This window comes from Variovorax sp. FW301-JW7, from assembly GCF_058788795.1.
Genome location: NZ_JBYTBC010000007.1, coordinates 327,985 through 351,070, shown reverse-complemented (window position 1 = coordinate 351,070; position 23,086 = coordinate 327,985). Strand labels below are relative to the sequence as shown.

Here is a 23,086-nt window from a genome sequence, read left to right as displayed (position 1 = left end):
GCTCAGTCGGCCGTGATGTTGTTCGCCTTCACGACGGCGCCCCACATCTTGTACTGGTCGCGGGTCATCGTGCCGAGCTGCTCGGGCGAGCCGCCACCGGGCTCGTCCCCGCGATCGACGATGCTCTTGACCACGGTCGGCTCCTTCAGTGCCGCGTTCATCGCGCTGTTGGCCTTCTTCACGACCTCGGGACTCAACCCGGGCGGTCCGTACAGGCCGATGAAGGAGATGATGCTGAAGTCCTTGATGCCGCTTTCCGCAGCGGTGGGTACGTTCGGCAGCATCGGCGAACGCTTGTCGCTGGTCACCAGCAAGGGTCGCAGCTGACCCGACTTCACGAACGGCGCGACGACGGAGGTCGCGTCGAACATGGCGTCGAGGCGACCGGCCATCAGGTCGACCATCGCCGGGCTGCTGCCCTTGTAGGGCACATGGTTCATCGCCGGGTTGCCCAGGCGCTCGCGCAGCAGTTCCATGGTGACGTGGATCAGCGAGCCTGCGCCCCCCGTTCCGTAGTCGATGCCCTTGCCGCCCTTCGCACGCGACTTCACCTCTTCGGCGAACTGCGCGTAGGTCTTGATCGGCGAGGTGGCGGGCACCACCAGGACCAGCGGCGACTGCAGCATGATGCCGATGGGGGTCATCTTTTGCGGATCGACGATGCCGAGCTTGGTGTACACGTGCGGCATGATCGTCATCGAGCCGTTGCCCACCAGCAGCTTGTGGCCGTCCGGCGGCGCCTTCATCAGTTCAACGGACGCGATGTTGCCGTTCACGCCGGCCTTGTTGTCGATGACCACGGGCTGGCCGAGCGCGCCCTGCATGCCGTTCGTCAGCACGCGGCCGGCGAAGTCGGTCTGCCCACCGGGCGGGAAGCCGATCAGCAGCGTGACCGATTTGCTGGGCCAGGTCGTCTGCGCCCACGCGGGGCTTGCCCCGAAGGCGCCCAGGCCGAGTGCGACGGCACCCAGGCAAAGAAGCAGGCGCCGCGGCGCAGCACGAAGGGGCTGGGTGGCTTGGATCATGAAGTCCTCCGATGGGTCGTCTGTGGCAAATCGCCGTGCGCCCGCCCGTGGATCGACGCACGGGCCGGGGCGCCGCCTTGCAGGTTCAGTTCACAGCGAAGCAGTACATCAGGCCGGCGCTGCCGCTTTGCTTGAGCTGGTCGATGCTGCAGCCCCGCGTGCCATGCGACGCGTTCCACGAGGCGTTGGCGACCGGGTCGGGGTTGGTGCCCTTCTTGTCGTGGTGGCCGACGATGGCCGAGCCGTCGACGCTGCGCGTCCAGTTGCCGCAGGTGGTGTCCTTGCCGGCGGCGGCCGGCGCGAGCGTGCCGTCGGGGCGCGAGCCTGTGAGGATGTCGTGCTGGTTGACCGGGTCGCCGAAGCCCGAGACCACCTCGCCCTTTTCGGTCAGCGAGGTGTCCTTGCCGAGCTTGGCGTTCGCGCTGTGCAGGTCGGCCACGCTGGTGGCCACGACCACGCCCTTGGCGTTGCGCCACGGCCCGGTGCCGATGCGGTCGCGTGCGTTGACGGCCGGCTGGCCGCCCGCTTCGGCGGTGCTCAGGTAGGCACGCCAGGTCTTGCCGCCCGCACCGGCGCTCGCGGCCAGCGCCTGGCACTGGCGGTCGGCGCCGGCCAGGCCGCCGAGGTCACCGCCCTTGCCGGGATTGGCACTCGTGATGAAGAAGCTCATCGGGTTGGCGTCCTTGCCCGAAGACATGGCGCCGCATGCAGCGAGGAGCGCGACCGCCGAGGCCGCGGCACCCCATGACAGAACGGAACGATGGCGCATGCGAGGTCTCCTTGGAGTGGTTGGAGCTGGCGAGGCTACCCGCTTCGCACACGCCGCGTTCCCCTCGACAACCCGCAGACACGTTGGCCGTGCGCGACGCGTTCGAGGGGGGCGGCGCGTGCTCAGGGCGCCAGCGCCGCGGAGCCCGCGATCGCGTTCGTCTCTGCCGCGCAGTCGGCCGCGGGCGGGGCGCTGTCGGGGCGGCTGCGTGCCTGCGCGATCTCGCTTCTGGCCGCGTTCATCTGCGCCGTGAAGACCGGGTTGGCATGCAGCCGGCTCACGGTCGCCGCGCCGATCAGGCGTCCCGCCTCGATGTCGCTGCGCCAGTGCACACCGCAGATGCCGCGGCTTTGCGCGAAGGCACGGCCCCGCTGCAGCAGCGCATCCGCGCGCTCCGGGGCGATCTCCGTCAGCACCAGTGCCCAGGCCCATCCCAGTGCCGAGTGCCCGGAGGGGTACGAACCGTCCTTGGCCAGGTGCGCCTCTTCCTTCGGCGTGCAGCTCGCGGCCTTCAGCGCCACGAAGGGCCGCGTGCGCTGGTACTTCTCCTTGGCCTTGTAGGTGGCGCCGCCGGCATCGGCGAGCGTGCGACGCAGCAGCATGTTCAGGTGCGGCGTCTGTTGCTCGGAGACGCGCACGCCCAGCGCGCACGAGAAGGTGGCCGCCGCTTCAGGAAAACGCAGGTTGGCATCGCGCACCGCGAGCGCGCCGCGCGGCGTGCCTTGCAGTGCCGTCAGGCTGCGGAACGTGGCGACGTCGGCGGCCAGCGCGGCCGAGCCCGCCTCGGGCGGCGGTGGCAGCAGCGCGAGGCTGTCGGGCATGTCGGCCTGCGCCAAGTAGCCCTTGAGGTAGCCGGAGCCGGGGCGCGTCTCTCCGACATCGGCGGGCGAGGTGGTCGGCGCAGGCGTCGTGGCGCATCCGCCCACGAGCAGGATCACCATGAGCAGCGGCGGGAGGTGTTTCAGAACCATGGGGGTGTCTCCTCGCGCCCGCTCAGAACGCATGGCGGATGCCGAAGTCGTAGCCCATCGACGAGCGCGGCGCCCAGCCCGCGGCCTGCGCGGTGCCGCCCGTGAGGTAGGCGGCCGAACCGCCGGTGATCGCGCCCATCACGCCGGGGTTGTTCCAGCCGTCCTTGATGCGGATGCGCGACACCGAGGCGTACAGCGCGGTGCGCTTCGAGAGGTTGTGCACGTAGCCCAGCGAGATCTGGTTGGCCGTGGTGTCGCGGTGGCCGTTCAGGCCCCACAGCAGGCTGTTCAGGTCGGTCGCGGCCGGTGCGCCGTTCTTGTACTTCACCGAGGCGTACGACGCGCGGATCAGGCCCGGGCCCACGGGCACGGTCACGCCGAGCAGGTAGCCGTTGTACTTGTCCTTGCGCGTCGTGGTGTTCATGAAGGGAAGCGCCAGGCCCGGCACGTTCTGCAGTGCACCGGTCTCGTTCTTGTCCTGCACGCGCGACACTTCCGCGAACAGCTTGGCAGGGCCGAAGTTGTACGACGCGCCCAGGTTCAGCGAGTTGATCTTGCGGTCCTGCGTGGCGGTTGCGATGCCGAGCGCATTGAGCGTGGTGCTGTCGGCGGCCGTGCTCTGGCTGTAGGCGATGGCCATGTCGAGCGGGCCGCTGGCGTAGCCCACGCGGCCACCGACATAACGGCCCTTGGCCGACGGCGTGCCGGGCTGGTCGCTGCGCTTCGTGTTCTCGTGCAGCGTGTACTGCACCTGGCCGTAGACGCCGCCGAGGTCGGGCGGCAGGAAGTAGCTGATCGAGTTGCCGGTGCGGATGTAGTTGTCGGTCGAGGCCACCACGGAGCCGGGGCCGGCGATGGCGGCGATGCGGCTGTTGATGTTGGCGATGAGGTTGGTGCCCACGCCGTTGGTGCCGAAGGGATCGAAGACGGTGTCGTTCCAGAAGGTCGCGGCGTAGTCGCGGCCCAGGCGCAGCTCACCGAAGGGGCTCGACAGGCTCATCGTCGAGCGGCGGTTGAAGTTGGTGATGCCCTTGGCACCGTCGTCGTTCGTGATGCCCGACTCGAGCCAGAAGCTGGCGGCCAGGCCACCCCCCAGGTCTTCCGTGCCGCGAAAGCCGACGCGGCTGCCTGCATAGCCCGAGTTGGACATCGCGGTCTGGCTCGTCTTCGCGCCACCGGCTGCGCTGGCCGGCGGCAGCGCGAAGGGGTTGGGGCTGTGGTACGTGCTCTTCGATGTGTAGCGGCTGATGCCGACGTCGACGATGCCGAACACCGTGACGGACGATTGCGCCGATGCGGTACCGGCAGTACCAACGGTCGCGACGAGGGCGAGGGCGGACAGGGCGTGATGTTTCTTCATGGCAGGTCTTGCGTTGCGTGCTTCTTCAGGGATGAACGAGGCCGCTGGTGCGCATCGCTGCGTTCCAGGGCTCGGGTGTTCCGAAGGGCGGATGCCCTTCGGGGACTTCGGGAAAAAGGGGGCGGCCTCTAGGCGCGCGCAGGCGCTGGCAGCGCCTTGCTTCGCATCACCGCATTCGCATCGCGAGGAGCGTGCGGCGTCGCATCAGTGACGCGAAGAACCATGTCAACGAACGCTTCATGGCGCACAGAAACAGCGGTGTGCGCGAAGGCAGGGAGCGTGTGTGTCTCACTTAGGGAGTTCCTCGTTGTTCTTTGACTGGCCAGTCCTATGATAGGAATCGCTGCTCTTCGAATCCGTCAACCAGGCAACAGTTTTTGCTGAGTCATCCCATGGAATACCCTCAACCCGTATCGCAGAGCACAAGGGAACAGATCGAGCGCGGGCTGTGTGCGTGTTCGGTGTTTCTCGATTGGCCGGAAGACCGGTTGCGCGAGTTGGCGAGCGCCGCGCGCGCCAGGCACTACCGGCGCCGCACGCCGCTCGTGGGGCGCGGCAACCACCAGCGAGAAGTGTTCGTGGTCGTGTCGGGCTCGATCGAGATCGCGGCCACGAACGCGGCCGGCGACAAGTACATCCTCTCGGTGCTCGGGGCCGGCCAGATCACGCGCATGGTGCACCTCATCGACGACCTGCAGCCGGTCTTCGCCTTCGAGGCGCGCGCCGATTCGCACATCATCCACATCCCCGGTGCCACCATGCGGCGCATCCTCGATGCAGAGCCGGTGCTGTGGCGAAGCATCGCGCAGACCATGCTGCGGCGCTATCGGATGAGCGCCGAGGTCCTGCAGGACCAGGTGCTGGGCTCCGTGCGTCGCCGCACCGCGATCACGCTGATCAACATGGTGTATCGCTACGGCGACGAGAGCGGGAGCCCGTGCGACACCGAGCTGCGCATCTCGCAGACCGACCTGGCGAACATGCTGGGCGTGTCGCGGCAGACCATCGGCAAGGAGCTGGCGCAGCTGAAGGACGAGGGCGTGCTCGGCTGCAACGAGGGCTATCGCCTGATCACCGTGGTCGACCTGCCCAAGCTGCACCGCATCACTGCGGAAGACTGAAGAACGCGCTGCCTCCGTGCGCCACCGAGGTGACGCGGTCCGCGATGTCTTCGGTGGTCATGCGCGTCTTGCGCAGGTACGCGATGCTCGGAAAGCCCTGCGGCATCTGTTCCGCATGACAACGACCGCGGCGATGTGCTGCGGGGTCTGCACCCGGGGTTCGAAATCGGGACGCGGGTGGTGCACGGATCTCGAGAAGCGGAGCAATCAATCCAGCGTGACGCCCGTGGCCCGCGTGAGCTTCAGCGACACGGGCAGGAACGCCTTGTACGCCGCCGAGGCTTCGGCCGGCGTGTTGCCGATGGGCTCGGCGCCCATGTCCTCGATGCGGCGCTGCACCTCGGGCTGCTTCACCACGGCGGCGACTTCGCGGCTCAGCTTCTCGACGATGGCGTCGGGCGTCTTGGCCGGCACCAGCAGTGAGGTCGGCGCCATGAGCATGAACATGTCGTCCTTGTAGCCCTGCTCGGCGAAGGTGGGCACCGTCGGGGCGGCCTTGGCGCGCTGCGCGCCGGGCACGGCGATGGCGCGCAGCTTGCCGGCCGCGACGTAGGGCTGGAAGGTGCTGATGGAGCCCACGGTCATCTGGATCACGCCACTGAGCAGGTCGACCGCCATCGGGCTCTCACCCTTGTAGGCCACGTGCAGCGTCTGCGTGCCGTAGGTCTTGTCCATGAAGACCTGCATCTGGTGCGGCTGCACGCCGGGGCCCCAGGAGCCCATCGCGTACTTGCCGGGCGCCTTGCGCACGGCCTCGACGAGGCTCTTGAAGTCCTGCGCCGGCACCGAGGGGTGCACGACCATGATGGTGCGCGTGCTCGCGATGTCCGACACATGGCGCAGGTCGGTGCGCGGGTCGTAGGGCAGCTTCTTGTACAGCGCCAGGTTCGCGGCGATCGGGCCCGGCACCGACAGCAGCACGGTGTAGCCGTCGGGCGCGCTCTTGGCCACGTAGTCGGTGCCGATGATGCCGCCCGCGCCGCTGCGGTTCTCCACCAGCACGGGCTGCTTCAGCCGCTTGGCGAGCCCGTCGCCCACCAGCCGCGCGAGTGCATCGGCCGAGCCGCCGGCCTGGTACTGGACGATGATGCGGATCGGCTTGCTCGGGTAGTCGGCCTGCGCCAGGGCGGCGCCGGCCGCCAGGTGGAGCCCGGCGATGCACAGGCCGGGCGCGCGCAGCGCGCGGAAGCGGGAACGGGTCATGAAGTGAGTGCCTTTCGGGTGGGGAACGATGCGGTCGGTTCGGTCAGGGCAGGCGCTTCAGCGCAGGCGGTGCCCAGCGCCCGTCGAGCACCGGCGCCTGCGGCACGTACAGGCGCAGGTTCATGCTGAAGGGGCCGGCGGGCGCGGGCAGCCAGTTCGGTGCCTTGTCGGCGCCCGGTGACGCGTGCTGGATGTACAGGTCCAACGAACCGTCGGCGTTGAAGGCGAGCGCGTCGCGGTCGCCGATGGCGTAGCGGTTCAGCGCGTTGTCGACGAAGAACTGGTCGGGGCCGTACAGCGTCAACGACCAGAACGCATCGGCCGGCGGCAACTCGTGCGCGTCGAAGTGCAGCACGTAGCGCGCAGTGCCCGACAGCGGCTGGCCCTCGCTGTCGCAGACCGAGCGCGGGTACATCGCCTCTTCGCGCGGCAGGGCGCCCAGCCCGGCGTAGGCGACGAAGGCGCGCGCCAGGTAGTCGTTGCCGTAGACGCCCACGTTGCTGCCGAGGCTCCAGCCGTTGCGCACCATGCGCATCGCCGGCGCGCGCTCGCGCATGCGCCGGTAGGCATCGGGTGCGGCGCGCTCGAGGGCGCGTTGCACGGCCTCGGGGGCTTCGGCCAGTGCGAAGCGGCGGCCAGGGACGAGGCCGATGCGCTCCATGCGCAGCAGCAATGCACCGTCGGTGGCATGCGGCGGGTTGCGTCGGAGCAGCTCGGCAAAGAGCGCGAAGAAGTCACCGGCACCGAGTGCGGCCACCCGCTCCACGGGCGGGCGCATGTCCAGCGCTGCATCGACCCGTCCGGCGGGTGGGTCATGGGGCTTGCCCCAGGCCGACAGCGGCACGGCCTCGAAGCCGGCCTGCAGCGTGTGCACGTGGGCGTAGTCGGCCGCGCCGTTGGTCTGGATGCGCCCGACGATCCAGCCCACGTCCGTTGGGCTCACGATGGCGCGCACGCCCTCGGGCAGCGTGCCCTTCCAGCGCGGGCCGACGAGCGCGAAGTGGCCGCCGCCGTTGCCGTTGGTGCGCGTGCCCAGCGTGGCGAACACGTCGGTCCACAGGTCGTAGAACGGAATGACGTGGTAGCGATCGCCCATGTCCGGCAGCGTCAGCACCAGCGGCTCGTCACCGACGTCGTACCAGATGTTGGAGTACAGCGTGTCGGCGTTGGGACGCACCACGTCCTTGAAGCCGGCGTCGGGGTAGGTGAGCACGTGCACGAAGCGGTTCATCGGCCCGCGCACGCGCGCGCCGTCGGGCTGCGCGACGTTGGTGGCCACGCGGCGCGTCAGCTCCATCACCACCATCGGATAGGCATAGGTGTAGGCCTCGATGCCGATGGCGTAGGCGTCTGCTTCAGTGATCAACGTGCTCACGACTGGGCCTCCGCATAGCGCAGCCAGACGTCGTGGATCTGCCCGTCGAAGCCGAACGGCGCACGCTCGAAGTACTCGGCCGCCACCGGCGAGCCCAGGTCGCAGCCGACGTCGAAGGTCTCGCAGGCGGAGAAGATGGCCGTCACCGTGACGCCGATGTCGCACGCCGCCACCTGCACGCCGTCGACGCGCAGCACGGCGTGCGCGGGCCGCTGGGGAGCCGTGCCGTCGCTCATCGTGAACTCGACGTCGATCGCATGGCGTCCGGCGGCAATGCGTTCGGGCGAGCGCGCCTTGAAGCGGTACATGCCGAGCATGTTGTATTCGTAGGCCAGGTGGCCGTCGTCCAGGTACAGACAGATGCCGCCGTTGAAGCCGCCCAGCGCGAACAGCACGCCGCTCGCGCGCTCGCCCAGCGTGGCATCGACGGTGGCCGTGTGGCTGCGCGTCTTGATGTTGGGCGCGCAGTTCTCCGGAATGCGCGTGATGTCGCCGCTGAAGTGCCACGAGGTGTGCCGGGGCGCGATGCGGTGCTGCGGCTTCAGTGTCAGGTGGTAGATCGCGCCCAGCGGATAGACGTGGTTGATGCCCGCCTGCACGGCGAACATCTCCTTCATCTGCGCCAGCTTGGCGGGCTGCGCCTGCGCCAGGTCGTGCGCCTGCGCGTAGTCCTGCGCGACGTGGTACAGCTCCCAGACGTCGTTGTCCGGGTCCCAGGTGGCCAGCCCGGGCGCGGCGCCCGCGACCCAGGGAATGCGCGGGCCGAACACGCCCGCGGTCCAGCCGTCGTGGTGCACCATGCGGCTGCCCGCCACCTCGAAGTACTGCACGCCCTTGCGGCCCTCGGCCTGCGGATGGGCGAAGGTGTAGGCCATCGAGATGCCGTCCAGCGAATCCTGCCGCACGCCGTTGAGCTCGACCGGCGGCGTGATGCCCAAGATGTCGTAGAGCGTGGGCGCGATGTCGTTGACGTGGTGGAACTGCGAGCGCGGCGTGGTGTCGGGTTGGATGCCGCGCGGCCACGACACGACCAGCGGCGTGCGCGTGCCGCCGAAGTGCGCGGCGATCAGCTTGGTGCTCTGGAACGGCGTGGAGCCCGCCCAGGCCCAGCCCGCGTGGTACATGTTGTCGGTCTTGCGGCCACCCAGTGCGTCGAGGCCGCCCAGGCCTTCCAGCAACTCGAGGTGCTGCGAGATCTTGGTGGAGATGCGATTCTGCGCCAGCAGCTCGACCACGGTGCCGTTCTGTCCTTCGGCGCTGCCGCCGTTGTCGCTGAACACGAAGAACACCAGCGTGTTGTCGCGCAGCCCGAGCTGCTCCAGCTCGTCGACGACTTTGCCGATCTGCGCATCGGTGTGCTCCAGGAAGCCGGCGTAGACCTCCATCAGCCGGCGCTGGAACGGGCGCTCGGCCTCGGGAATGCTGTCCCAGCTGGCGAGCGTCTCGGGCCGGGGCGTGAGCTCGGCGGTCTCGGGGATCCAGCCCATCGCCTTCTGGCGCGCGAAGGCGCGTTCGCGGTAGGCGTCCCAGCCGTCGTCGAACTTGCCCTTGTACTTGTCGGTCCACTCCTTGAAGACGTGGTGCGGGCCGTGCACCGCGCCGGGCGCCCAGTACATCAGGAAGGGCTTGTCGGGCGTGATGGCGCGGTGGCGGCGCAGCCAGCCGCAGGCCTTGTCGGCCATGTCCTCGCTCAGGTGGTAGCCCTCGTCGCGCGGCGGCTCGATGAGCGTGGTGTTCTCGACCAGGCGCGGCTCGTACTGCGAGCTCTCGCCGCCCAGGAAGCCGTAGAAGTGATTGAAGCCGTGGCCGGTGGGCCAGCGGTCGAAGGGGCCCATCTGCGTGGTCAGGTTGGCCGGCGTGTTGTGCCACTTGCCGAACGCGGCCGTGTTGTAGCCCCAGGCCCCGAGCACCTCGGCCAGGGTGCCGGCGCTCTTCGGAATGACGCCCACGTAGCCGTCCCAGTCGGTGGCGTATTCGGAGATGTGGCCGTAGCCCACGCGGTGCGCGTTGCGCCCCGTCAGCAGCGACGCGCGCGTGGGCGAGCACACGCCGCAGTTGTGGAAGGCGTTGTAGGTGATGCCGCTGCCGGCCAGCCGCGTGAGCGTGGGCGTGTGGATCTCGCCGCCGAAGGTGTCGGGGTGCGCGAAGCCGGCGTCGTCGAGCATCACGATCAGCACGTTCGGTGCGTCGTCGCGCAGGTGCGGCACCGCCTTGCGCCGCTCGTGCGTGGACTCCGACAGCTTGCGCCCCGCGATGCTGGCGCTGGGCGGTGCGTCGAAGGGCAGGTGGCTGCCCTGGCCGGGCAGGGTGTTGAAGCCACCGAGGGTGGCGGACGGGTTGGTTTTTTCTTGTGTCATGGGGGTTCTCCGGGACGCGCGGGGGCAGGGCCCCGGCGTCGTGGTGGATGGGTGTCAGTCCAGCGTGACGCCGATGGACTTGACCAGGGCGCTCCAGTCCTGCAGGTCCTGGCGCAGGACCTCCTTGAACTGCTCCGGCGTGGGGCGCGGCAGGTCCGTGAAGTTGAGTTCGCGCAGGCGCTGGGTCACGGCCGGGTCCTGCAGGGCGCGGTAGATCTCTTCGTTCAGGCGCTTGACGACGGCGGGCGGCGTCTTGGCCGGCACGAAGAAGCCGTACCAGGTGTAGTTCTTGAACGGGAACCCGGCCTGCGTCATCGTGGGCACGTCGGGCAGCATCGGCAGGCGGTCGGGGCCGCTGTAGGCCAGGGCCTTGACCCGGCCGGCCTTCACCACCTCGATGGTGGAGGAGATGTCGGCGAAGCCGGCGTCCACCTGGCCGCCCATGAGGTCCTGCACGCAGGGGCTGCTGCCCTTGTAGGGCACGTGCAGCAGCGAGATGCCGGCCTGCTTCTTCAGGCTTTCCATCGTGAGGTGGCCGCCTGAGCCGTTGCCCCACGAGCAGTAGTTCAGCTTGTCGGGGTTGGCCTTGGCATGGGCGACGAAGTCCTTGAGCGTGTTCGGCGGCAGGTCCTTGCGCACCAGCAGCAGGTTGCCGCCGCGGCCCACCTGCGCGACGGGCGCGAAGTCCTTGAGCGGCTCGTAGGGCAGCTTCTTGTAGAGCGCCGGGTTGATCACCATCGTGGCGGCGTAGGTGAACAGCACGCGCGTGCCGTCGGCCGGCCCCTTGGCGACGAAGTCGACGCCCAGGATGCCGTTGGCGCCGGCGCGGTTGTCGACGATCACGCTCTGCTTGAATGCCTTGCCCAGCACGTCGGCGAACAGCCGCGCGATGAGGTCGGTGCCGCCGGCGGGCGGCGTGGGCACGACGATGGTGACCGGCTTGCTGGGGTAGCCAGCGCCGTCTTGCGCCGTGGCCGCGCCGGCGAGGGAGAGAAGGGCCAGCACGGTGAGTGCCGGCCGCAGCAATGTCCTGTTCACGGAAATGTCTCCTTGGGAATGGGGTCGCGCAGGCCCCGCGCCGCTAGGCGCGTCCCCCGTTGCTACAGGGGGAGGGACTGCGTCTCCATGCTAGGAAACAGCGGCCATCGATTCCGTCAACCAGCCGACAGATTCGCCGACACCGGCTCGGGGAATACCCTCTGGCTCAGCCGGAGGCGGGCCGTAGGCCGACCGGCGAGGGCGCGTTGCCGTTCCGTGGTCGCGCGCACCCTCGACGGGGTGCTTTCATGCGCCCAGCTTGCGTGCGATCAGGTCCTTCATGATCTCGCTGGTGCCGCCGTAGATGCGCTGCACGCGCGCATCGGCATACATCCGAGCGATCGGGTACTCGACCATGTAGCCGTAGCCGCCGAAGAGCTGCAGGCATTCGTCCGTGACCTTGCCCTGCTGCTCGGTGCACCACAGCTTGGCCATGTAGGCGGCTTCCTGGTCGAGCGTGCCGTCGACCATGCGCTGGATGCAGTCGTTGACGAAGGTGCGCACGACGTGCGCGATGGTCGCGCATTCGGCGAGCTTGAAACGCGTGTTCTGGAAGTCGAACACGGTCTGCCCGAAGGCCTTGCGCTGCTGCGTGTAGTCCACCGCCAGCTCCACCGCGCGCTCGATCACCGCGGCGGCCGGCACGCACAGGAACAGGCGTTCGTACGACAACTGGCTCATGAGCTGGATGAAGCCGTCGCCTTCCTTGCCGCCGAGCAGATGGTCGGCCGGAACGCGCACGCCGTCGAAGAAGATTTCGGCCGTATCCGATGCATGCTGCCCCAGCTTTTCGAGCCGCCGGCCCACGCGAAAGCCGGGCAGGTCTTCGGTCTCCAGCACGATGAGCGACACGCCGCGGCTGCCCGCCTCGCCGGTGCGCACCGCCACCACCAGCAGGTTCCCCGAGAAGCCGTTGGTGATGAAGGTCTTGGCGCCGTCGATCACGTAGTGATCGCCTTCGCGCCGCGCGCGCGTGCGCAGCGCCTTCAGGTCCGAGCCGCAGCCGGGTTCGGTGAGCGCGATGCCCGCGAACAGCTCGCCGCTGGCGAGCTTCGGCAGCCAGCGCTGCTTCTGCGCCTCGGTGCCGTAGTCGAGGATGTAGTGCGCGGCCAGGTTGTGCACGCCGGTGTTGGCGGGAAACTCGGCCTTGGCCAGTTCGTCCTGCACCACCATCTGGTAGGCCAGCGATGCACCGGCACCGCCATAGGCCTCGTCGATCTCGGGCAGCAGGAAACCCATCTGCCCGAACGGGCGCCAGACCTCGCGCGGAATGTAGCCCTGGCGGCGCCAGCCTTCGAGATGCGGCGACAGTTCGGCGGCGATGTAGCGGCGTGCCTGTTCGCGAAAGGCATCGATGTCTTCGTCCATCCAGCGATGGCGGTAGAGCTGAGGCAGCATGGTTCTCCCAGGGGTCAGTCTGGCCTGGCACGCGCAAGGAAGCGTGCACAGGCGTTGTTGAAAAATTCACCGGCCACATGCCGGCGCTGGGCCGTGCATTCGTCGCTCAGTTGCCGGGCCAGCGTGTTGTCGCTCGCCGCGTCGATCAGTTGTCGGGTGTCGCGCAAGGCTGCAGCCGATGCATGGCCCAGTCGCCTGGCGATCGCTCGGGCTTCTTCGAGCAGCACGGCATCGTCGACGCAGCGCCAGATGAGTCCCCATTGCTCGGCCTTCGCCGCGTCGATGCGTTCGCCGAGCAGCGCCATGCCGAGCGCGCGGCTGCGGCCGAGCAGCCGGGGCAGCGACCAGGTCGCGCCCAGGTCGGGCACGGCGCCCAGTTGCGACACCTGCGGCACCAGGAAGTAGGCCGAGCGCGCCGCAATCACGACGTCGGCCGCCAGCGCGATGCCCACGCCAGCGCCCACGCACGGGCCGTTGACGGCGGCCACCACCGGCACCGCGCAATCGGCGATGGCCTGCGTGATGGGGTTGCCCACCTCTTCCATGCCGCGGCCGATCTCTTCCTGCGCATGGGCCGGGCCACCGGCGAGCACTTCACCGAAGTAGCCGATGTCGCCTCCGCCGGAAAAGGCGCGGCCCGCGCCCGTCAGCACGATCGCGCGCACGCGCGCGTCGGCCGCGCTGTCGCGCAGCGCCGCCAGCAGGGCTTCGAGCAGCGGCGGTGCCAGGGCGTTGAGGGCCTCGGGCCGGTCGAGCGTGAGCGTCGCGATGCCTTCATGCACCTCGCACCGGACAGCGGCGTTCATCGCTCAGAACCCCGTGAGGCCGCCGCTGCACACCAGCGTCTGGCCGCTCACGTAGTCGGACTCGGGAATGCACAGCAGGTACACCGCGCCCGCGGCTTCCTCGGGCGTGCCGCCTCGGCCCAGCGGAATGCCGCGTTCCATCGCGGCCATGAGGTCGGGGTTGACGCCCACCTTGATGTCGCGCCCGTCGATGTGGGCGGTGCCGCCGTCGGCGGCGCTGCCCGTCAGGCGGGTCTTGATGAGGCCGTAGGCCACGCAGTTGACGGTGACGTTCATGCGTCCCCATTCCTTGGCCAGCGTCTGCGTCATGCCGGTGATGCCGGCCTTGGCCGCCGCGTAGTTGGTCTGGCCCGGGTTGCCGAACAGGCCCGCCATCGACGAGATGTTGACCACTTTGCGCACCACGCGCTGGCCGGCTTCGGTCTCCGCTTTGCCGAGCGCGCGGATCACCGGCTGCGCCGCACGCAGGATGCGAAACGGCGCCGTCAGGTGGCAGTCGAGCATCGCGTACCACTGCTCGTCGGTCATCTTCTGGATCACGTTGTCCCAGGTGTAGCCGGCGTTGTTGACGACGATGTCCAGGCCCTTGAATTCGCTCACGGCCGTGCCGACGAAGCGCTCGGCGAAGTCGGTCGCGTTGACGTTGCCGACGCAGGCCACGGCCTGGCCGCCGGCCTCGCGGATGGCCTGCACGGCCTCCTGCGCGGGTTCGGCGTCGAGGTCGTTGACGACGATGCGGGCGCCTTCGCTGGCGAGCTTCATGGCAATGGAGCGGCCGATGCCGCGGCCCGAACCGGTGATGAGGGCGACCTTGCCTTCGAGTTTGCGTGTCATGGTGTTCTTTCGGAAGGTGTGGGTTGTCAGGGCAGGGATACGAAGGCTTCGCCGACGATCTTGGTCTGGCCGAACTGGTTGGTGCTTTGCAGCTCGATGCGCACGCCGCGTTCGCCGTTGCGCTCGGTCTTCTGCGCGATGCGTCCGCTGCAGCGCATGGCGTTGCCCAGGTGCGTGATGCCCTGGAAGCGCGCCTCGAAGTGGCGCAGGCGGCTTTGCGGCGCCCACTGCGTGAGCACGCGGCCGAGCCAGGCCATGCCCAGCATGCCCTGCGCGAACACGTCGGGCATGCCCGAGCGGCGCGCCATGTCGGTGTCGATGTGGATCGGGTTGTGGTCGCCCGAGGCGCCGGCAAAGAGCGCGAGCGCGGTGCGGTTCACGGCCGGCAACTGCACGGCCGGAAGTTCGTCGCCGACCTGGACGGTGTCGAAGGTGGGTGAAGTCATGGGCTTCTTTCTTTCATTCATTCAGTTGCGGCAGACGATGACCGTGCGCAGCTCGGCCACGAGCTCGTCGCGCTGGTTGGTGGCGCGCGAGGTTTTCACGACGAATTCGAGCGCGCCGTTCTTCTTGTCGTAGATGTCGCTGATGGTGGAGCGCACCGTCACCGTGTCGCCGACGCAGGCCGGGCGGTGGTAGCTGAAGCTCTGCTCGCCGTGCAGCAGCTTGGCCAACGGAATCTGCAGGTCGGTCAGTAGCTGGTCCGAAGCACCCGAGTCCAGTTCGGCAGCGAACAGGAAGGTGGGCGGCGCGGGCAGGTCGGGGTAGCCGGCATCGCGCGCGGCGGCGGCATCGGTGTAGACCGGGTCGGTCTCGCCGATGGCCTTGGCGAAGAACTGCAGCCGGCTGCGCTCGATCGGCAGCACCGACACGGGCAGTTCGTGGCCGATCCATTTCTTGTCGATCATGGGAGGGTCTCCTTGGGTTGTCGTTTCGTTCAGACGCGCTCGTAGAGCGTGACCACGCAGGCGCCGCCCAACCCGAGGTTGTGCTGCAGCGCGAGGCGCGCACCTTCGACCTGCCGCTTCTCGGCGGTGCCGCGCAACTGCTGGACCAGTTCCGTGCACTGGGCAAGGCCGGTGGCGCCCAGCGGATGGCCCTTGGACAGCAGGCCGCCCGAAGGGTTGGTCACGACCTTGCCGCCGTAGGTGTTGTCGCCATCGACCACGAACTTCTGCGCGCCGCCGACCGGACACAGGCCCAGCGCCTCGTAGCTGATGAGTTCGTTGTGCGCGAAGCAGTCGTGCAGCTCGACCACGTCGATGTCCTGCGGGCCGACGCCGGCTGCTTCGTAGACCTGGCGTGCGGCTTCCTGCGCCATGCTGAAGCCGACCACTTCGCGCATGTCGCGCGCCTCGAAGCTCACGGGGCGGTCGGTGGTCATCGCCTGCGCCTTGATGCGCACGCTGCGGTTCAGCCCATGGCGCTGCGCGAACTCGGCCGAGCAGACGATGGCAGCGGCGGCGCCGCAGGTGGGCGGACAGGCCATCAGGCGCGTCATCACGCCGGGCCACATCACGGGCGTGGCCAGCACTTCGTCTTCGGTCACCACGTTGCGGAACAGGGCCAACGGGTTGTTCGCGGCATGGCGGCTGGCCTTGGCGCGGATCTTCGCGAAGGTCGAGAGTTGGGTGCCGTACTGCTGCATGTGCGCCAGGCCCGCGCCGCCGAAGTAGCGCAGTGCCAGGGGAATGTCGATGCCGCCGACCAGTTCGTCGGTGGCCTTGTCGAAGCGCGCGAAGGGGCTGGGCTTGTCGCTGAACACCGAGCCCAGTGCGCCCGGGCTCATCTGCTCGAAGCCCAGTGCCAGCACGCAGTCGGCCGCGCCGCTGGCCACGGCCTGGCGCGCCAGGAACAGCGCGGTCGAGCCGGTCGAGCAGTTGTTGTTGACGTTGACCACGGGAATGCCGGTCATGCCGACTTCATAGAGCGCGCTCTGGCCTGCGGTCGAATCGGCATAGACGTAGCCCACATAGGCCTGCTGCACCAGCTCGTAGCCGATGCCGGCATCGGCCAGCGCACGGCGCGTGGCGTCGGAGGCCATCGCCTGGTAGGGCGCGCTGGCGCCCGGTTTGGTGAAGGGGATCATGCCGACCCCGGTGACGAAGACATCGCGGCTCATGGGAATTTCCTGAGGGTTGAGAGAAAAAAAAAAGAAGGCGACGCACTCATGCGACGTTGCGCTGGCGGCCCTGCCAGAAGGGCTCGCGCAGCTGGGTCTTGAGCACCTTGCCGGCGCCGGACATCGGCAATGCCTCGACGAAGGCCACGCTGCGCGGGCACTTGTAGCCCGCGATCAGCGTCTTGCAGTGGGCGACGATGTCCGAGGCTTCGGCGCTCTGTCCCGGCTTGAGGACCAGCACCGCGTGCACGCTCTCGCCCCATTCGTCGCTGGGGATGCCGATCACCGCGCAGGCCGCGACGGCGGGGTGCTGGGTGACGGCGTTCTCGACCTCGGCCGAGTAGACGTTCTCGCCGCCGCTGATGATCATGTCCTTGATGCGGTCGACCACGAAGATGTAGCCGCCGTCGTCCATCCAGGCGCCGTCCCCGGTGTGCATCCAGCCGTCGCGCACGGCGGCCGCCGTCTGTTCCGGCTTGTCCCAGTAGCCCTGCATCACGTTGGGGCCGCGCACCGTGACTTCGCCCACCGTGCCGCGCGGCACCTCGAGGCCGGCGGGGTCGACGATGCGCACTTCCATGCAGACGCTCGCGCGCCCCGCGGAACGATGCCGGCCCAGGCGGTGGCCTTCGGCCGTGTACGAACTGGGCGGATTGATCGTGGCCAGCGGCGCCAGCTCCGTCATGCCGTAGCCCTGCACGAAGTCCACGTGGGGAAGGGCGGCCATCGCGCGTTCCAGCACAGCCTCCTGCATGGGCGATGCACCGTAGAAGATGCACTTCAGGCTGGCGAGGTCGCGCGGCTCCTTCATCGCCGGGTGGTCGACCAGCATCTGGATCATCGTGGGGACCAGCAGCGTGTTGGTCACGCGGTCGCGCTCGATCGCATCGAGCACGCCCTGCGGACTGAACATCGGGATGATCGTGTGCGTGTTGCCGGCGGGCCAGTGCGGCATGGCCAGGCCCATGTCGCCCAGGTGGAACATCGGTGCGGCATGCAGGTAGTTGCCGCCCGAGGGCGCCAGGCCTTCGGCCTGCATCGCCATGGCCGAGCTGCACAGGTTGGTGTGGCTGAGCATCACGCCCTTGGGAAAGCCCGTGGTGCCGCCGGTGTAGAAGATGCCGGCCAGGTCTTCGTCGCGGCGAACCGCATCGGGCACGGGCGAGGTTGCGGCCAGCAGCGTCTCGTAGCCGTGCATGCCCGGCGGCAGTTCACCGTCGTCCTGGCCGCTGCTGCAATAGATGACTTCGCGCAGGCTCCTGGATTCGCCGCGCATCTTCTCGACCATCGGGCGGAAGGCCTCGTCGACGAGCAGGATGGTCGAACCCGAGTCTTCCAGCGAATAGAGAATCTCGGCGGCCGACCAGCGGATGTTGCAGGGATTCAGCACGCCGCCGCCCCAGGGCACGGCCATCTGGTATTCGAGGTAGCGGTCGGAGTTGAGCGCCAGCATCGCCACGCGGTCGCCCGGCTTCATGCCCAGCTGCTGCAGGGCGCCTGCGAGGCGGGCGACGCGCTCGACGTACGCGCGGAAGGTGCGTGTGCGACCGGCAAAACGCACGGCCACCTTGTCGGGAATCTGCTGCAGGGCACGGTGCAGCGACTGGGTCATGTACATGGCGTTTGTCTCTCTTTGGTTCTTGGTCTGGGTTTCGCAGACCCTGGCCTGCGTGGCTCATGTTAGGAACCGATCGCCTTTGGCACGATGCCGTTTTGCGTTGTTCGGATGGCAGAACATCGCAATCTGCGTGGCGTGCGATCGGGCCACGCGGCGCTTGCACGACAGGCACGCGCCGGTGCACAGTCGGCCCGGCAACATCCACGCGACGCGGCCCGCCTTCGATGCTTCATCCTCCCCAAACGGTTTCCATCGGCTTCGTGCACGGCATCCTGTCCGGGGTCCATGCGCGCGGCCAGCCGCTCGAGCCTTTCCTGGTCGAGGCCGGCATCGCGCCCGGCCTGCTCGGGCAGTCGGATGCGCGTGTGACGACGCAGCAGTACGCCAGGCTGTTCCGCGTGCTGACCGAGCGCCTGGACGACGACTTCATCGGGCTGCTGAGCCGCCCGCTGCGGCGCGGGAGCTTTGCGCTGATCGCGCGTTCGGCCCTCGGCGCGCCCACGCTGCAGGTGGCGCTTCGCCGTGCGGCGCGCACCTTTCGCCTGCTGCAGGACGACGTGGTGCTGGAGCTGGTGTGCCGGGCCGACCTGGCCGGTGTGGTGGTGCGCTTCACCGAACCGGCCGCCAGGCCGACGGTCTTCCTGCAGGAGGTGCTGCTGCGCACCGCATGGCGCCTGATGGCGTGGATCGTGGGCGGCCAGCTGCCCGTGGTGCGCTTCGACTTCGCGTTCGGGCCGCCCGCGCATGCCGGCGGCTACGGCAAGATTTTTCCGGCGCCGCAGCAGTTCGATTGCGAGCTGTCGGCGTTCTGGTTCGACGCGGCACGCCTGAAGGACGTCGTGCGACGCGACGAAGCCGCGCTGCATGTCTTCCTGGCCGATGCGCAGGCCCACATGATCGTGCCCCGGCGCACCGACGAGGGAATCGGCGCGCGCGTGCGCAGCCACCTGCAGCACGCGCAGCCCGCATGGCCGGACCTCGTGGCGACGGCCGCCGCGCTGCATGTCACGGTCTCCACGCTGCAGCGGCGGCTCGCGCTGGAGGGCACCTCGTTCCAGGCGCTGAAGGACGAGCTGCGCCGCGACACGGCCATCCAGCGGCTGAGCACGAGCACCGTGCCGCTGGCGGAGCTGGCCGACGAACTCGGGTTTGCCAACAGCTCCGCCTTCCAGCGCGCGTTCAAGTGCTGGACGGGCAGCGCGCCGGGCCTCTATCGCCGAAGCGGCGGTTTGTGATTCACGGACAGGTTGCAGCGCACGGCATCGCCGCCGCTCAGATGAGGCCCGTGTGAACGGCGTAGTTCACCGCCTGCGCGCGCGAATGCACGTGCAGCTTCTTGTAGATGCTCTTGATGTGCACGTTGACCGTCTGGCCGGTGATGCCGAGCTTGGCGCCGATCTCCGCAGAGACGTAGCCCGAGGCCACGAAGCGAAGCACCTCGCTCTCGCGCGGCGTCAGCGTCGTGTCGCGCGACGGCGGCCTGGGCGGCGGTGACAGCGGCGCGTCGCCGGCGAAGGGCTCGTGGAGCTGGTAGTTCAGGCGGTGCAGCAGGCGCCGCGCGAGCCGCGGCGTGATGACGGCGCCGCCGTTCACCACGTGCAGCACCGCATCGGCAAAGCTTTGCAGCCAGGCGTTCTTCAGCAGGTAGCCCATGGCGCCCAGCTCGAAGGCACGCAGCACGTGGGCGTCGTCCTCGAGCGTGGAGATCACGATGATCTCGCTGTTGCGGTGCAGGCGCCGCGCCTCGGCGATCAGCTCGAAGCTCATCTCGTCGCCCAGCTGCAGCTCGAGCATCAGCACGTCGAAGGTGTGCGTGGCCAGCAGCTTGCGCCCGTCGCGAACGTTGTCGGCCTGGCCTTCGAGCTGGATGCGCAGGTCGGACAGCAGCTCCTGGGCGATCACCCGGCGCATGTACTCGTCGTCGTCGACGAGCAGCACGCGCACCGGCGAATTCTCCTGGCCGATCAGGAAGTCGGGCCACAGCCTCGCGGCGGGCGCGCAGACGCCGACGGTGGCCTTTTCGCCGGAGCTGATGAGCTTGGGGTCAAGCATGTGCCTGCCCCGGTTGGCATGAGCGAGGGCTGCCGGTCACGGCGAGCGCGGGCCGGGCGACGAAACGGTCGCGCAGCGGGGGCTCCGGTGCAGCCAGCCCCATCGGCGACGAAGCGGTTGGGGGGGCCATACATGGATCGAAAGAAGGTGAAGAACAATTGCCAGATTGAAGGTCTATTCAGTGGATTCGATTTGAAACAGGGCTCATGCCATCGTATGAATTTGACAGGGCGGCAGGGAAGATCGTTTGCCTCGGTTTTTGGAAAGACATGGGTCTTTCAAAATGGAACTACCTGAATCGTGACGTTCGACATACCCATTCCACTGGTCTTTGACCGTGGATCGAAGCTTCGGTGAAGTTACCCATGGTGGATGGCTGTCCTGGCTGAATAAATCAAGCTCCGGCCTGTTTGCATTGCAAGCGGTTCATTGCCTGGAATTCTTCAATTGAATTGAAATTCGATGGATTGAAACGGCAGGAAATGCGCATTCGCACGCCACGTGATCGCTGCCAATGGAGATCGCAAAAGCAGGGAAATCAGGGAAATGGCCGAGGCCGGCGCAGCCGGGTACACCTCAGTGCGCCACGGCGTCGAGGTGGTGCTTGACGGCGTAGATGTACAGCTCGAGCCGGTTCGCCACGCCGAGCTTCTGGTAGATCGACGTGAGGTGGTTGCGCAGCGTGTGTTCGGTGACGAAGGTCTGCTCGGCCAGGGTCTTGTTGGAGGCGCCGCTGCCGCGCGCCACGGTGCGGACGATGTCGCGCTCCTTCTGGGTCAGGCTGGCCTGCCTGACCGACTCGGGGTCGGCTTTGGGCGGCTTCTTCACCGAGGTGAGTTCCGAGAGCACGCGGCCCATGGTGGGGGCGTCGACGCAGAGTTCGCCGTGGTGCACGCGCTCGATGGCATCGAGCACCTGCTCGGCCGAGGCGTCCTTGCGCATCACGCCGCGCGCGCCGCGCAGCACCGCGAGGTCCAGTGTGCGCTGCTCGCGTTCGCCGGTCAGCACGACCACGCGCGAGACCTCGTTGGACAGCAGCTGCGGCAGGATGTCCAGGGCGCAGTGGCCGTCCAGGTCGAGGTCGAGCACGATGACGTCGGGGGCCAGGCGCTGCGTGTGCGCCACGGCTTCCTCGCAGCAACTGGCGGTGGCGACGACCTTCATGCGCGGCTGTTCGCCGTCGATCAGCCGGGACAGGCCCCACAGCATGGTCTGGTGATCGTCCACCAGCAGGACGCCGATGGGATGGGCTTCTTCGGTGTGCATGAGGAGCTCCTGGGGATGTGGTCGCGCGTTGTCTCTCAGATGGGGATTTCGATCAGCACCTCGGTGCCGCCGCCCCGGCACCGGCTGACCTGCGCGCGGCCGCCGAGCGCCGCTGCGCGGTCGCTGAGGGAGCGCGGCCGGAAGGGCGCGAAGTTCTCTTCGCCGCCTTCGTTCTCGATGCGCAGGTGCAAGCAGCCATTGCGGCAGCCGATGCGCACGCTGCCGCGGCGGGCCTGCGTGTGCTTGCAGATGTTGTTCAGGCCTTCGCCCACCATCTGCAGGACCTCCGCGGTCATGCGGTCGTCAAGGCGCACGTGGCCTTCGACGTTCACCGAAATCTCGATGCCGTAGAGCCCCTGGATGCGGGCGGCCTGGCCGTACAGCTGGGGCAGCACGAGGCCGCACGAACTTTCAGCGCCGTCCTTGACCGCGCCGGCGAAGCGCCGCAGGTCGGCGATCACGCCGTTCGCCATTTCGGCGAGCTTGTCGAGGTCCTCGAGCAGCGGGTTGTCCGCGGTGGCCTTCTTGCGCAGGGCGCACAGGCCCATGCGCAGTCCGATGTAGGGCTGCACGGCCGTGTCGTGCAGGTCCAGCGAGATCTTCAGGCGCTCGGTCGCGGCGGCTTCCGAGGCCATGCGGTCGAGCACCTCGATGGTCTCGATGACCGGGAAGATCTGTTCCATGAGGTGCGCGAGGAACAGCGCATCGGACTTGCTGAAGTGGCCGTTGCGCGACGAGATGAACACGCGCCCCTCGCCCAGGCGCAGCGGCAGCGCGGCGCTGATGAACGCGCGGGCCTCGAGCATGGCGGCCACGGCGGCACTGCGCTGGGCGCCGTCGCGGCCTTCGGGGCGCCAGCCGATCGTGCCGGGGCCGTGCATGTGGCTGCGCGCAAAGAAGAGGTTCAGCGGCCAGGGCAGGCGGTTGCTCAGCACGGTGTGCGGATGCTCGAGCGCCATCAGCGGCGACTCGGCGATGCCCCCGAGCGTCTCGACACCGACGTGCTCGCAGGTGTCGTCCTTGCGCAGCGTGCGCAGGGTCCAGTTGCCGGTGGCGGTGTCCCGCGTCATGAGGATGCAGTGGCTGGCCTTGAAGAAGGCCAGCGTCTTTTCCATCGTGCGGGCGATGGTGCGGCCTGCGCCGAAGCGCGGGTTCGACAGCTGGCTGATGTCGCCCAGCAGGGCCAGGCGCCGCTGCAGGACGAGCTTGGAGCCGCCCCAGTGCACGATCATGTGCCCCAGCGCCAGCAGGAAGGTCGTGCGCATCAGCAGCTGCGGCGCGTCGTCGCCCGTGCTCGTGCCGAGCCCGCAGGCGGCGAACGACGCGACCGAGACGATCGTCACGCGGGCGCCTTCCTCGAAACCCCAGCGGAACGAGGAGGTCAGGATGGCGAAGAAATAGAACAGGAAGAACAGGCTCTGCACGCCGCCCGTCACGAAGACGATCAGCGTGAACCACAGCACGTCAGACCAGTGGACGGCCTTGCCCTGGAGATGGCGCCAACCCACCTGCGTGCAGGCATGCACCAGCACGCTGTGCAGGAGGTATCCGCACAAGGCCAGCCAGACCGCGCTGTCCACCGGCTGCCGGGCCGGCCCCGCATCGACCGCCATGGCCAGCACCGCCGAGATCGACAGGACCAGCCGCATGCGGGCGGCCATGAGGGCGTCCGTCGACAGGCTGTTGTCGAGGTTCGGGGCGGAGACGGGGGCGCGCATGGCAAGGCATCCTTCGCATGAACTGTTTCATGCACGGCTGGGGCTGAAATGCA

Annotated in this window: 21 protein-coding genes; 2 read left to right on the top strand and 19 right to left on the bottom strand. The window is 68.4% G+C overall.

Going from position 1 to position 23,086, the window contains the following annotated elements:
* Positions 1–2 precede the first annotated feature (2 nt).
* From AC3WQM_RS21025 to AC3WQM_RS21010, 4 genes are all read right to left on the bottom strand, one after another.
* On the bottom strand, positions 3–1,025 hold the full coding sequence (locus AC3WQM_RS21025; protein WP_492681396.1) for a Bug family tripartite tricarboxylate transporter substrate binding protein: 1,023 nt from the start codon (positions 1,023–1,025) through the stop codon (positions 3–5).
* Between the two features lie 85 nt (positions 1,026–1,110).
* Complete coding sequence (locus tag AC3WQM_RS21020; protein ID WP_489057620.1) at positions 1,111–1,794, bottom strand: hypothetical protein; 684 nt, start codon at positions 1,792–1,794, stop codon at positions 1,111–1,113.
* Between the two features lie 122 nt (positions 1,795–1,916).
* Positions 1,917–2,765, bottom strand: a complete 849-nt coding sequence (locus tag AC3WQM_RS21015; protein ID WP_492681394.1) for an acid phosphatase — start codon at positions 2,763–2,765, stop codon at positions 1,917–1,919.
* A 22-nt stretch (positions 2,766–2,787) separates the two neighbouring features.
* Positions 2,788–4,125, bottom strand: a complete 1,338-nt coding sequence (locus AC3WQM_RS21010; RefSeq protein ID WP_492681392.1) for a porin — start codon at positions 4,123–4,125, stop codon at positions 2,788–2,790.
* Between the two features lie 392 nt (positions 4,126–4,517).
* On the opposite strand from AC3WQM_RS21010, the gene AC3WQM_RS21005 reads away from it, so the two are divergent.
* A complete protein-coding gene (locus AC3WQM_RS21005) occupies positions 4,518–5,246 on the top strand; it encodes a Crp/Fnr family transcriptional regulator (RefSeq protein ID WP_492681390.1) in 729 nt (242 codons plus the stop codon).
* Here AC3WQM_RS21005 and AC3WQM_RS21000 read toward each other — a convergent pair.
* From AC3WQM_RS21000 to AC3WQM_RS20945, 12 genes are all read right to left on the bottom strand, one after another.
* On the bottom strand, positions 5,230–5,352 hold the full coding sequence (locus AC3WQM_RS21000; protein ID WP_492681388.1) for a hypothetical protein: 123 nt from the start codon (positions 5,350–5,352) through the stop codon (positions 5,230–5,232). The genes AC3WQM_RS21005 and AC3WQM_RS21000 overlap by 17 nt on opposite strands.
* A gap of 101 nt (positions 5,353–5,453) precedes the next feature.
* Complete coding sequence (locus tag AC3WQM_RS20995; protein WP_492681386.1) at positions 5,454–6,449, bottom strand: Bug family tripartite tricarboxylate transporter substrate binding protein; 996 nt, start codon at positions 6,447–6,449, stop codon at positions 5,454–5,456.
* 43 nt (positions 6,450–6,492) lie between these two features.
* Positions 6,493–7,824 carry a DUF1254 domain-containing protein gene (locus AC3WQM_RS20990; RefSeq protein WP_492681384.1) on the bottom strand — a complete coding sequence of 444 codons (1,332 nt, stop codon included), beginning with the start codon at positions 7,822–7,824 and terminating at the stop codon, positions 6,493–6,495.
* Positions 7,821–10,181: an arylsulfatase gene (locus AC3WQM_RS20985; protein WP_492681382.1), complete on the bottom strand. Its 2,361-nt coding sequence runs from the start codon at positions 10,179–10,181 to the stop codon at positions 7,821–7,823. Before AC3WQM_RS20985 ends, AC3WQM_RS20990 begins: the two co-directional genes overlap by 4 nt.
* A 54-nt stretch (positions 10,182–10,235) precedes the next feature.
* A complete protein-coding gene (locus AC3WQM_RS20980) occupies positions 10,236–11,219 on the bottom strand; it encodes a Bug family tripartite tricarboxylate transporter substrate binding protein (RefSeq protein ID WP_492681380.1) in 984 nt (327 codons plus the stop codon).
* 246 nt (positions 11,220–11,465) lie between these two features.
* Positions 11,466–12,617 carry an acyl-CoA dehydrogenase family protein gene (locus AC3WQM_RS20975; protein ID WP_492681378.1) on the bottom strand — a complete coding sequence of 384 codons (1,152 nt, stop codon included), beginning with the start codon at positions 12,615–12,617 and terminating at the stop codon, positions 11,466–11,468.
* Positions 12,618–12,631: 14 nt separating this feature from the next.
* Positions 12,632–13,423, bottom strand: a complete 792-nt coding sequence (locus AC3WQM_RS20970; protein WP_492681376.1) for an enoyl-CoA hydratase-related protein — start codon at positions 13,421–13,423, stop codon at positions 12,632–12,634.
* Between the two features lie 3 nt (positions 13,424–13,426).
* Entirely contained in the window at positions 13,427–14,257 is an 831-nt protein-coding gene (locus AC3WQM_RS20965) for an SDR family NAD(P)-dependent oxidoreductase (protein ID WP_492681374.1), read from the bottom strand.
* 26 nt (positions 14,258–14,283) lie between these two features.
* Positions 14,284–14,703: a MaoC/PaaZ C-terminal domain-containing protein gene (locus AC3WQM_RS20960; protein ID WP_492681372.1), complete on the bottom strand. Its 420-nt coding sequence runs from the start codon at positions 14,701–14,703 to the stop codon at positions 14,284–14,286.
* A gap of 21 nt (positions 14,704–14,724) precedes the next feature.
* Positions 14,725–15,165 carry a MaoC family dehydratase N-terminal domain-containing protein gene (locus AC3WQM_RS20955; protein ID WP_492681370.1) on the bottom strand — a complete coding sequence of 147 codons (441 nt, stop codon included), beginning with the start codon at positions 15,163–15,165 and terminating at the stop codon, positions 14,725–14,727.
* A gap of 29 nt (positions 15,166–15,194) precedes the next feature.
* On the bottom strand, positions 15,195–16,379 hold the full coding sequence (locus tag AC3WQM_RS20950) for a lipid-transfer protein (protein WP_492681368.1): 1,185 nt from the start codon (positions 16,377–16,379) through the stop codon (positions 15,195–15,197).
* Between the two features lie 46 nt (positions 16,380–16,425).
* The gene (locus AC3WQM_RS20945) at positions 16,426–17,997 is read right to left on the bottom strand and encodes a long-chain-fatty-acid--CoA ligase (protein WP_492681366.1); all 1,572 of its coding nucleotides are present in this window, start codon (positions 17,995–17,997) and stop codon (positions 16,426–16,428) included.
* A gap of 224 nt (positions 17,998–18,221) precedes the next feature.
* On the opposite strand from AC3WQM_RS20945, the gene AC3WQM_RS20940 reads away from it, so the two are divergent.
* On the top strand, positions 18,222–19,232 hold the full coding sequence (locus tag AC3WQM_RS20940; RefSeq protein ID WP_492681364.1) for an AraC family transcriptional regulator: 1,011 nt from the start codon (positions 18,222–18,224) through the stop codon (positions 19,230–19,232).
* A 37-nt stretch (positions 19,233–19,269) separates the two neighbouring features.
* On the opposite strand, the gene AC3WQM_RS20935 is transcribed toward AC3WQM_RS20940, so the two are convergent.
* The 3 genes from AC3WQM_RS20935 to AC3WQM_RS20925 all read right to left on the bottom strand — a co-directional run bounded on the left by AC3WQM_RS20935 (position 19,270) and on the right by AC3WQM_RS20925 (position 23,033).
* A complete protein-coding gene (locus tag AC3WQM_RS20935) occupies positions 19,270–20,049 on the bottom strand; it encodes a LuxR C-terminal-related transcriptional regulator (protein ID WP_492681362.1) in 780 nt (259 codons plus the stop codon).
* Between the two features lie 576 nt (positions 20,050–20,625).
* A complete protein-coding gene (locus tag AC3WQM_RS20930; RefSeq protein ID WP_492681360.1) occupies positions 20,626–21,315 on the bottom strand; it encodes a response regulator in 690 nt (229 codons plus the stop codon).
* Between the two features lie 35 nt (positions 21,316–21,350).
* The gene (locus AC3WQM_RS20925) at positions 21,351–23,033 is read right to left on the bottom strand and encodes a sensor histidine kinase (RefSeq protein ID WP_492681358.1); all 1,683 of its coding nucleotides are present in this window, start codon (positions 23,031–23,033) and stop codon (positions 21,351–21,353) included.
* Positions 23,034–23,086: the final 53 nt, after the last annotated feature.

Excerpts from the sequence above, each read along its gene's own strand:
- AC3WQM_RS21025 (WP_492681396.1), bottom strand. The coding sequence starts at position 1,025 with ATGATCCAAGCCACCCAGCCCCTTCGTGCTGCGCCGCGGCGCCTGCTT.
- AC3WQM_RS21020 (WP_489057620.1), bottom strand. The coding sequence starts at position 1,794 with ATGCGCCATCGTTCCGTTCTGTCATGGGGTGCCGCGGCCTCGGCGGTC.
- AC3WQM_RS21015 (WP_492681394.1), bottom strand. The coding sequence starts at position 2,765 with ATGGTTCTGAAACACCTCCCGCCGCTGCTCATGGTGATCCTGCTCGTG.
- AC3WQM_RS21010 (WP_492681392.1), bottom strand. The coding sequence starts at position 4,125 with ATGAAGAAACATCACGCCCTGTCCGCCCTCGCCCTCGTCGCGACCGTT.
- AC3WQM_RS21005 (WP_492681390.1), top strand. The coding sequence starts at position 4,518 with ATGGAATACCCTCAACCCGTATCGCAGAGCACAAGGGAACAGATCGAG.
- AC3WQM_RS21000 (WP_492681388.1), bottom strand. The coding sequence starts at position 5,352 with ATGCCGCAGGGCTTTCCGAGCATCGCGTACCTGCGCAAGACGCGCATG.
- AC3WQM_RS20995 (WP_492681386.1), bottom strand. The coding sequence starts at position 6,449 with ATGACCCGTTCCCGCTTCCGCGCGCTGCGCGCGCCCGGCCTGTGCATC.
- AC3WQM_RS20985 (WP_492681382.1), bottom strand. The coding sequence starts at position 10,181 with ATGACACAAGAAAAAACCAACCCGTCCGCCACCCTCGGTGGCTTCAAC.
- AC3WQM_RS20975 (WP_492681378.1), bottom strand. The coding sequence starts at position 12,617 with ATGCTGCCTCAGCTCTACCGCCATCGCTGGATGGACGAAGACATCGAT.
- AC3WQM_RS20970 (WP_492681376.1), bottom strand. The coding sequence starts at position 13,423 with ATGAACGCCGCTGTCCGGTGCGAGGTGCATGAAGGCATCGCGACGCTC.
- AC3WQM_RS20965 (WP_492681374.1), bottom strand. The coding sequence starts at position 14,257 with ATGACACGCAAACTCGAAGGCAAGGTCGCCCTCATCACCGGTTCGGGC.
- AC3WQM_RS20960 (WP_492681372.1), bottom strand. The coding sequence starts at position 14,703 with ATGACTTCACCCACCTTCGACACCGTCCAGGTCGGCGACGAACTTCCG.
- AC3WQM_RS20955 (WP_492681370.1), bottom strand. The coding sequence starts at position 15,165 with ATGATCGACAAGAAATGGATCGGCCACGAACTGCCCGTGTCGGTGCTG.
- AC3WQM_RS20950 (WP_492681368.1), bottom strand. The coding sequence starts at position 16,379 with ATGAGCCGCGATGTCTTCGTCACCGGGGTCGGCATGATCCCCTTCACC.
- AC3WQM_RS20945 (WP_492681366.1), bottom strand. The coding sequence starts at position 17,997 with ATGTACATGACCCAGTCGCTGCACCGTGCCCTGCAGCAGATTCCCGAC.
- AC3WQM_RS20940 (WP_492681364.1), top strand. The coding sequence starts at position 18,222 with ATGCTTCATCCTCCCCAAACGGTTTCCATCGGCTTCGTGCACGGCATC.
- AC3WQM_RS20935 (WP_492681362.1), bottom strand. The coding sequence starts at position 20,049 with ATGCTTGACCCCAAGCTCATCAGCTCCGGCGAAAAGGCCACCGTCGGC.
- AC3WQM_RS20930 (WP_492681360.1), bottom strand. The coding sequence starts at position 21,315 with ATGCACACCGAAGAAGCCCATCCCATCGGCGTCCTGCTGGTGGACGAT.
- AC3WQM_RS20925 (WP_492681358.1), bottom strand. The coding sequence starts at position 23,033 with ATGCGCGCCCCCGTCTCCGCCCCGAACCTCGACAACAGCCTGTCGACG.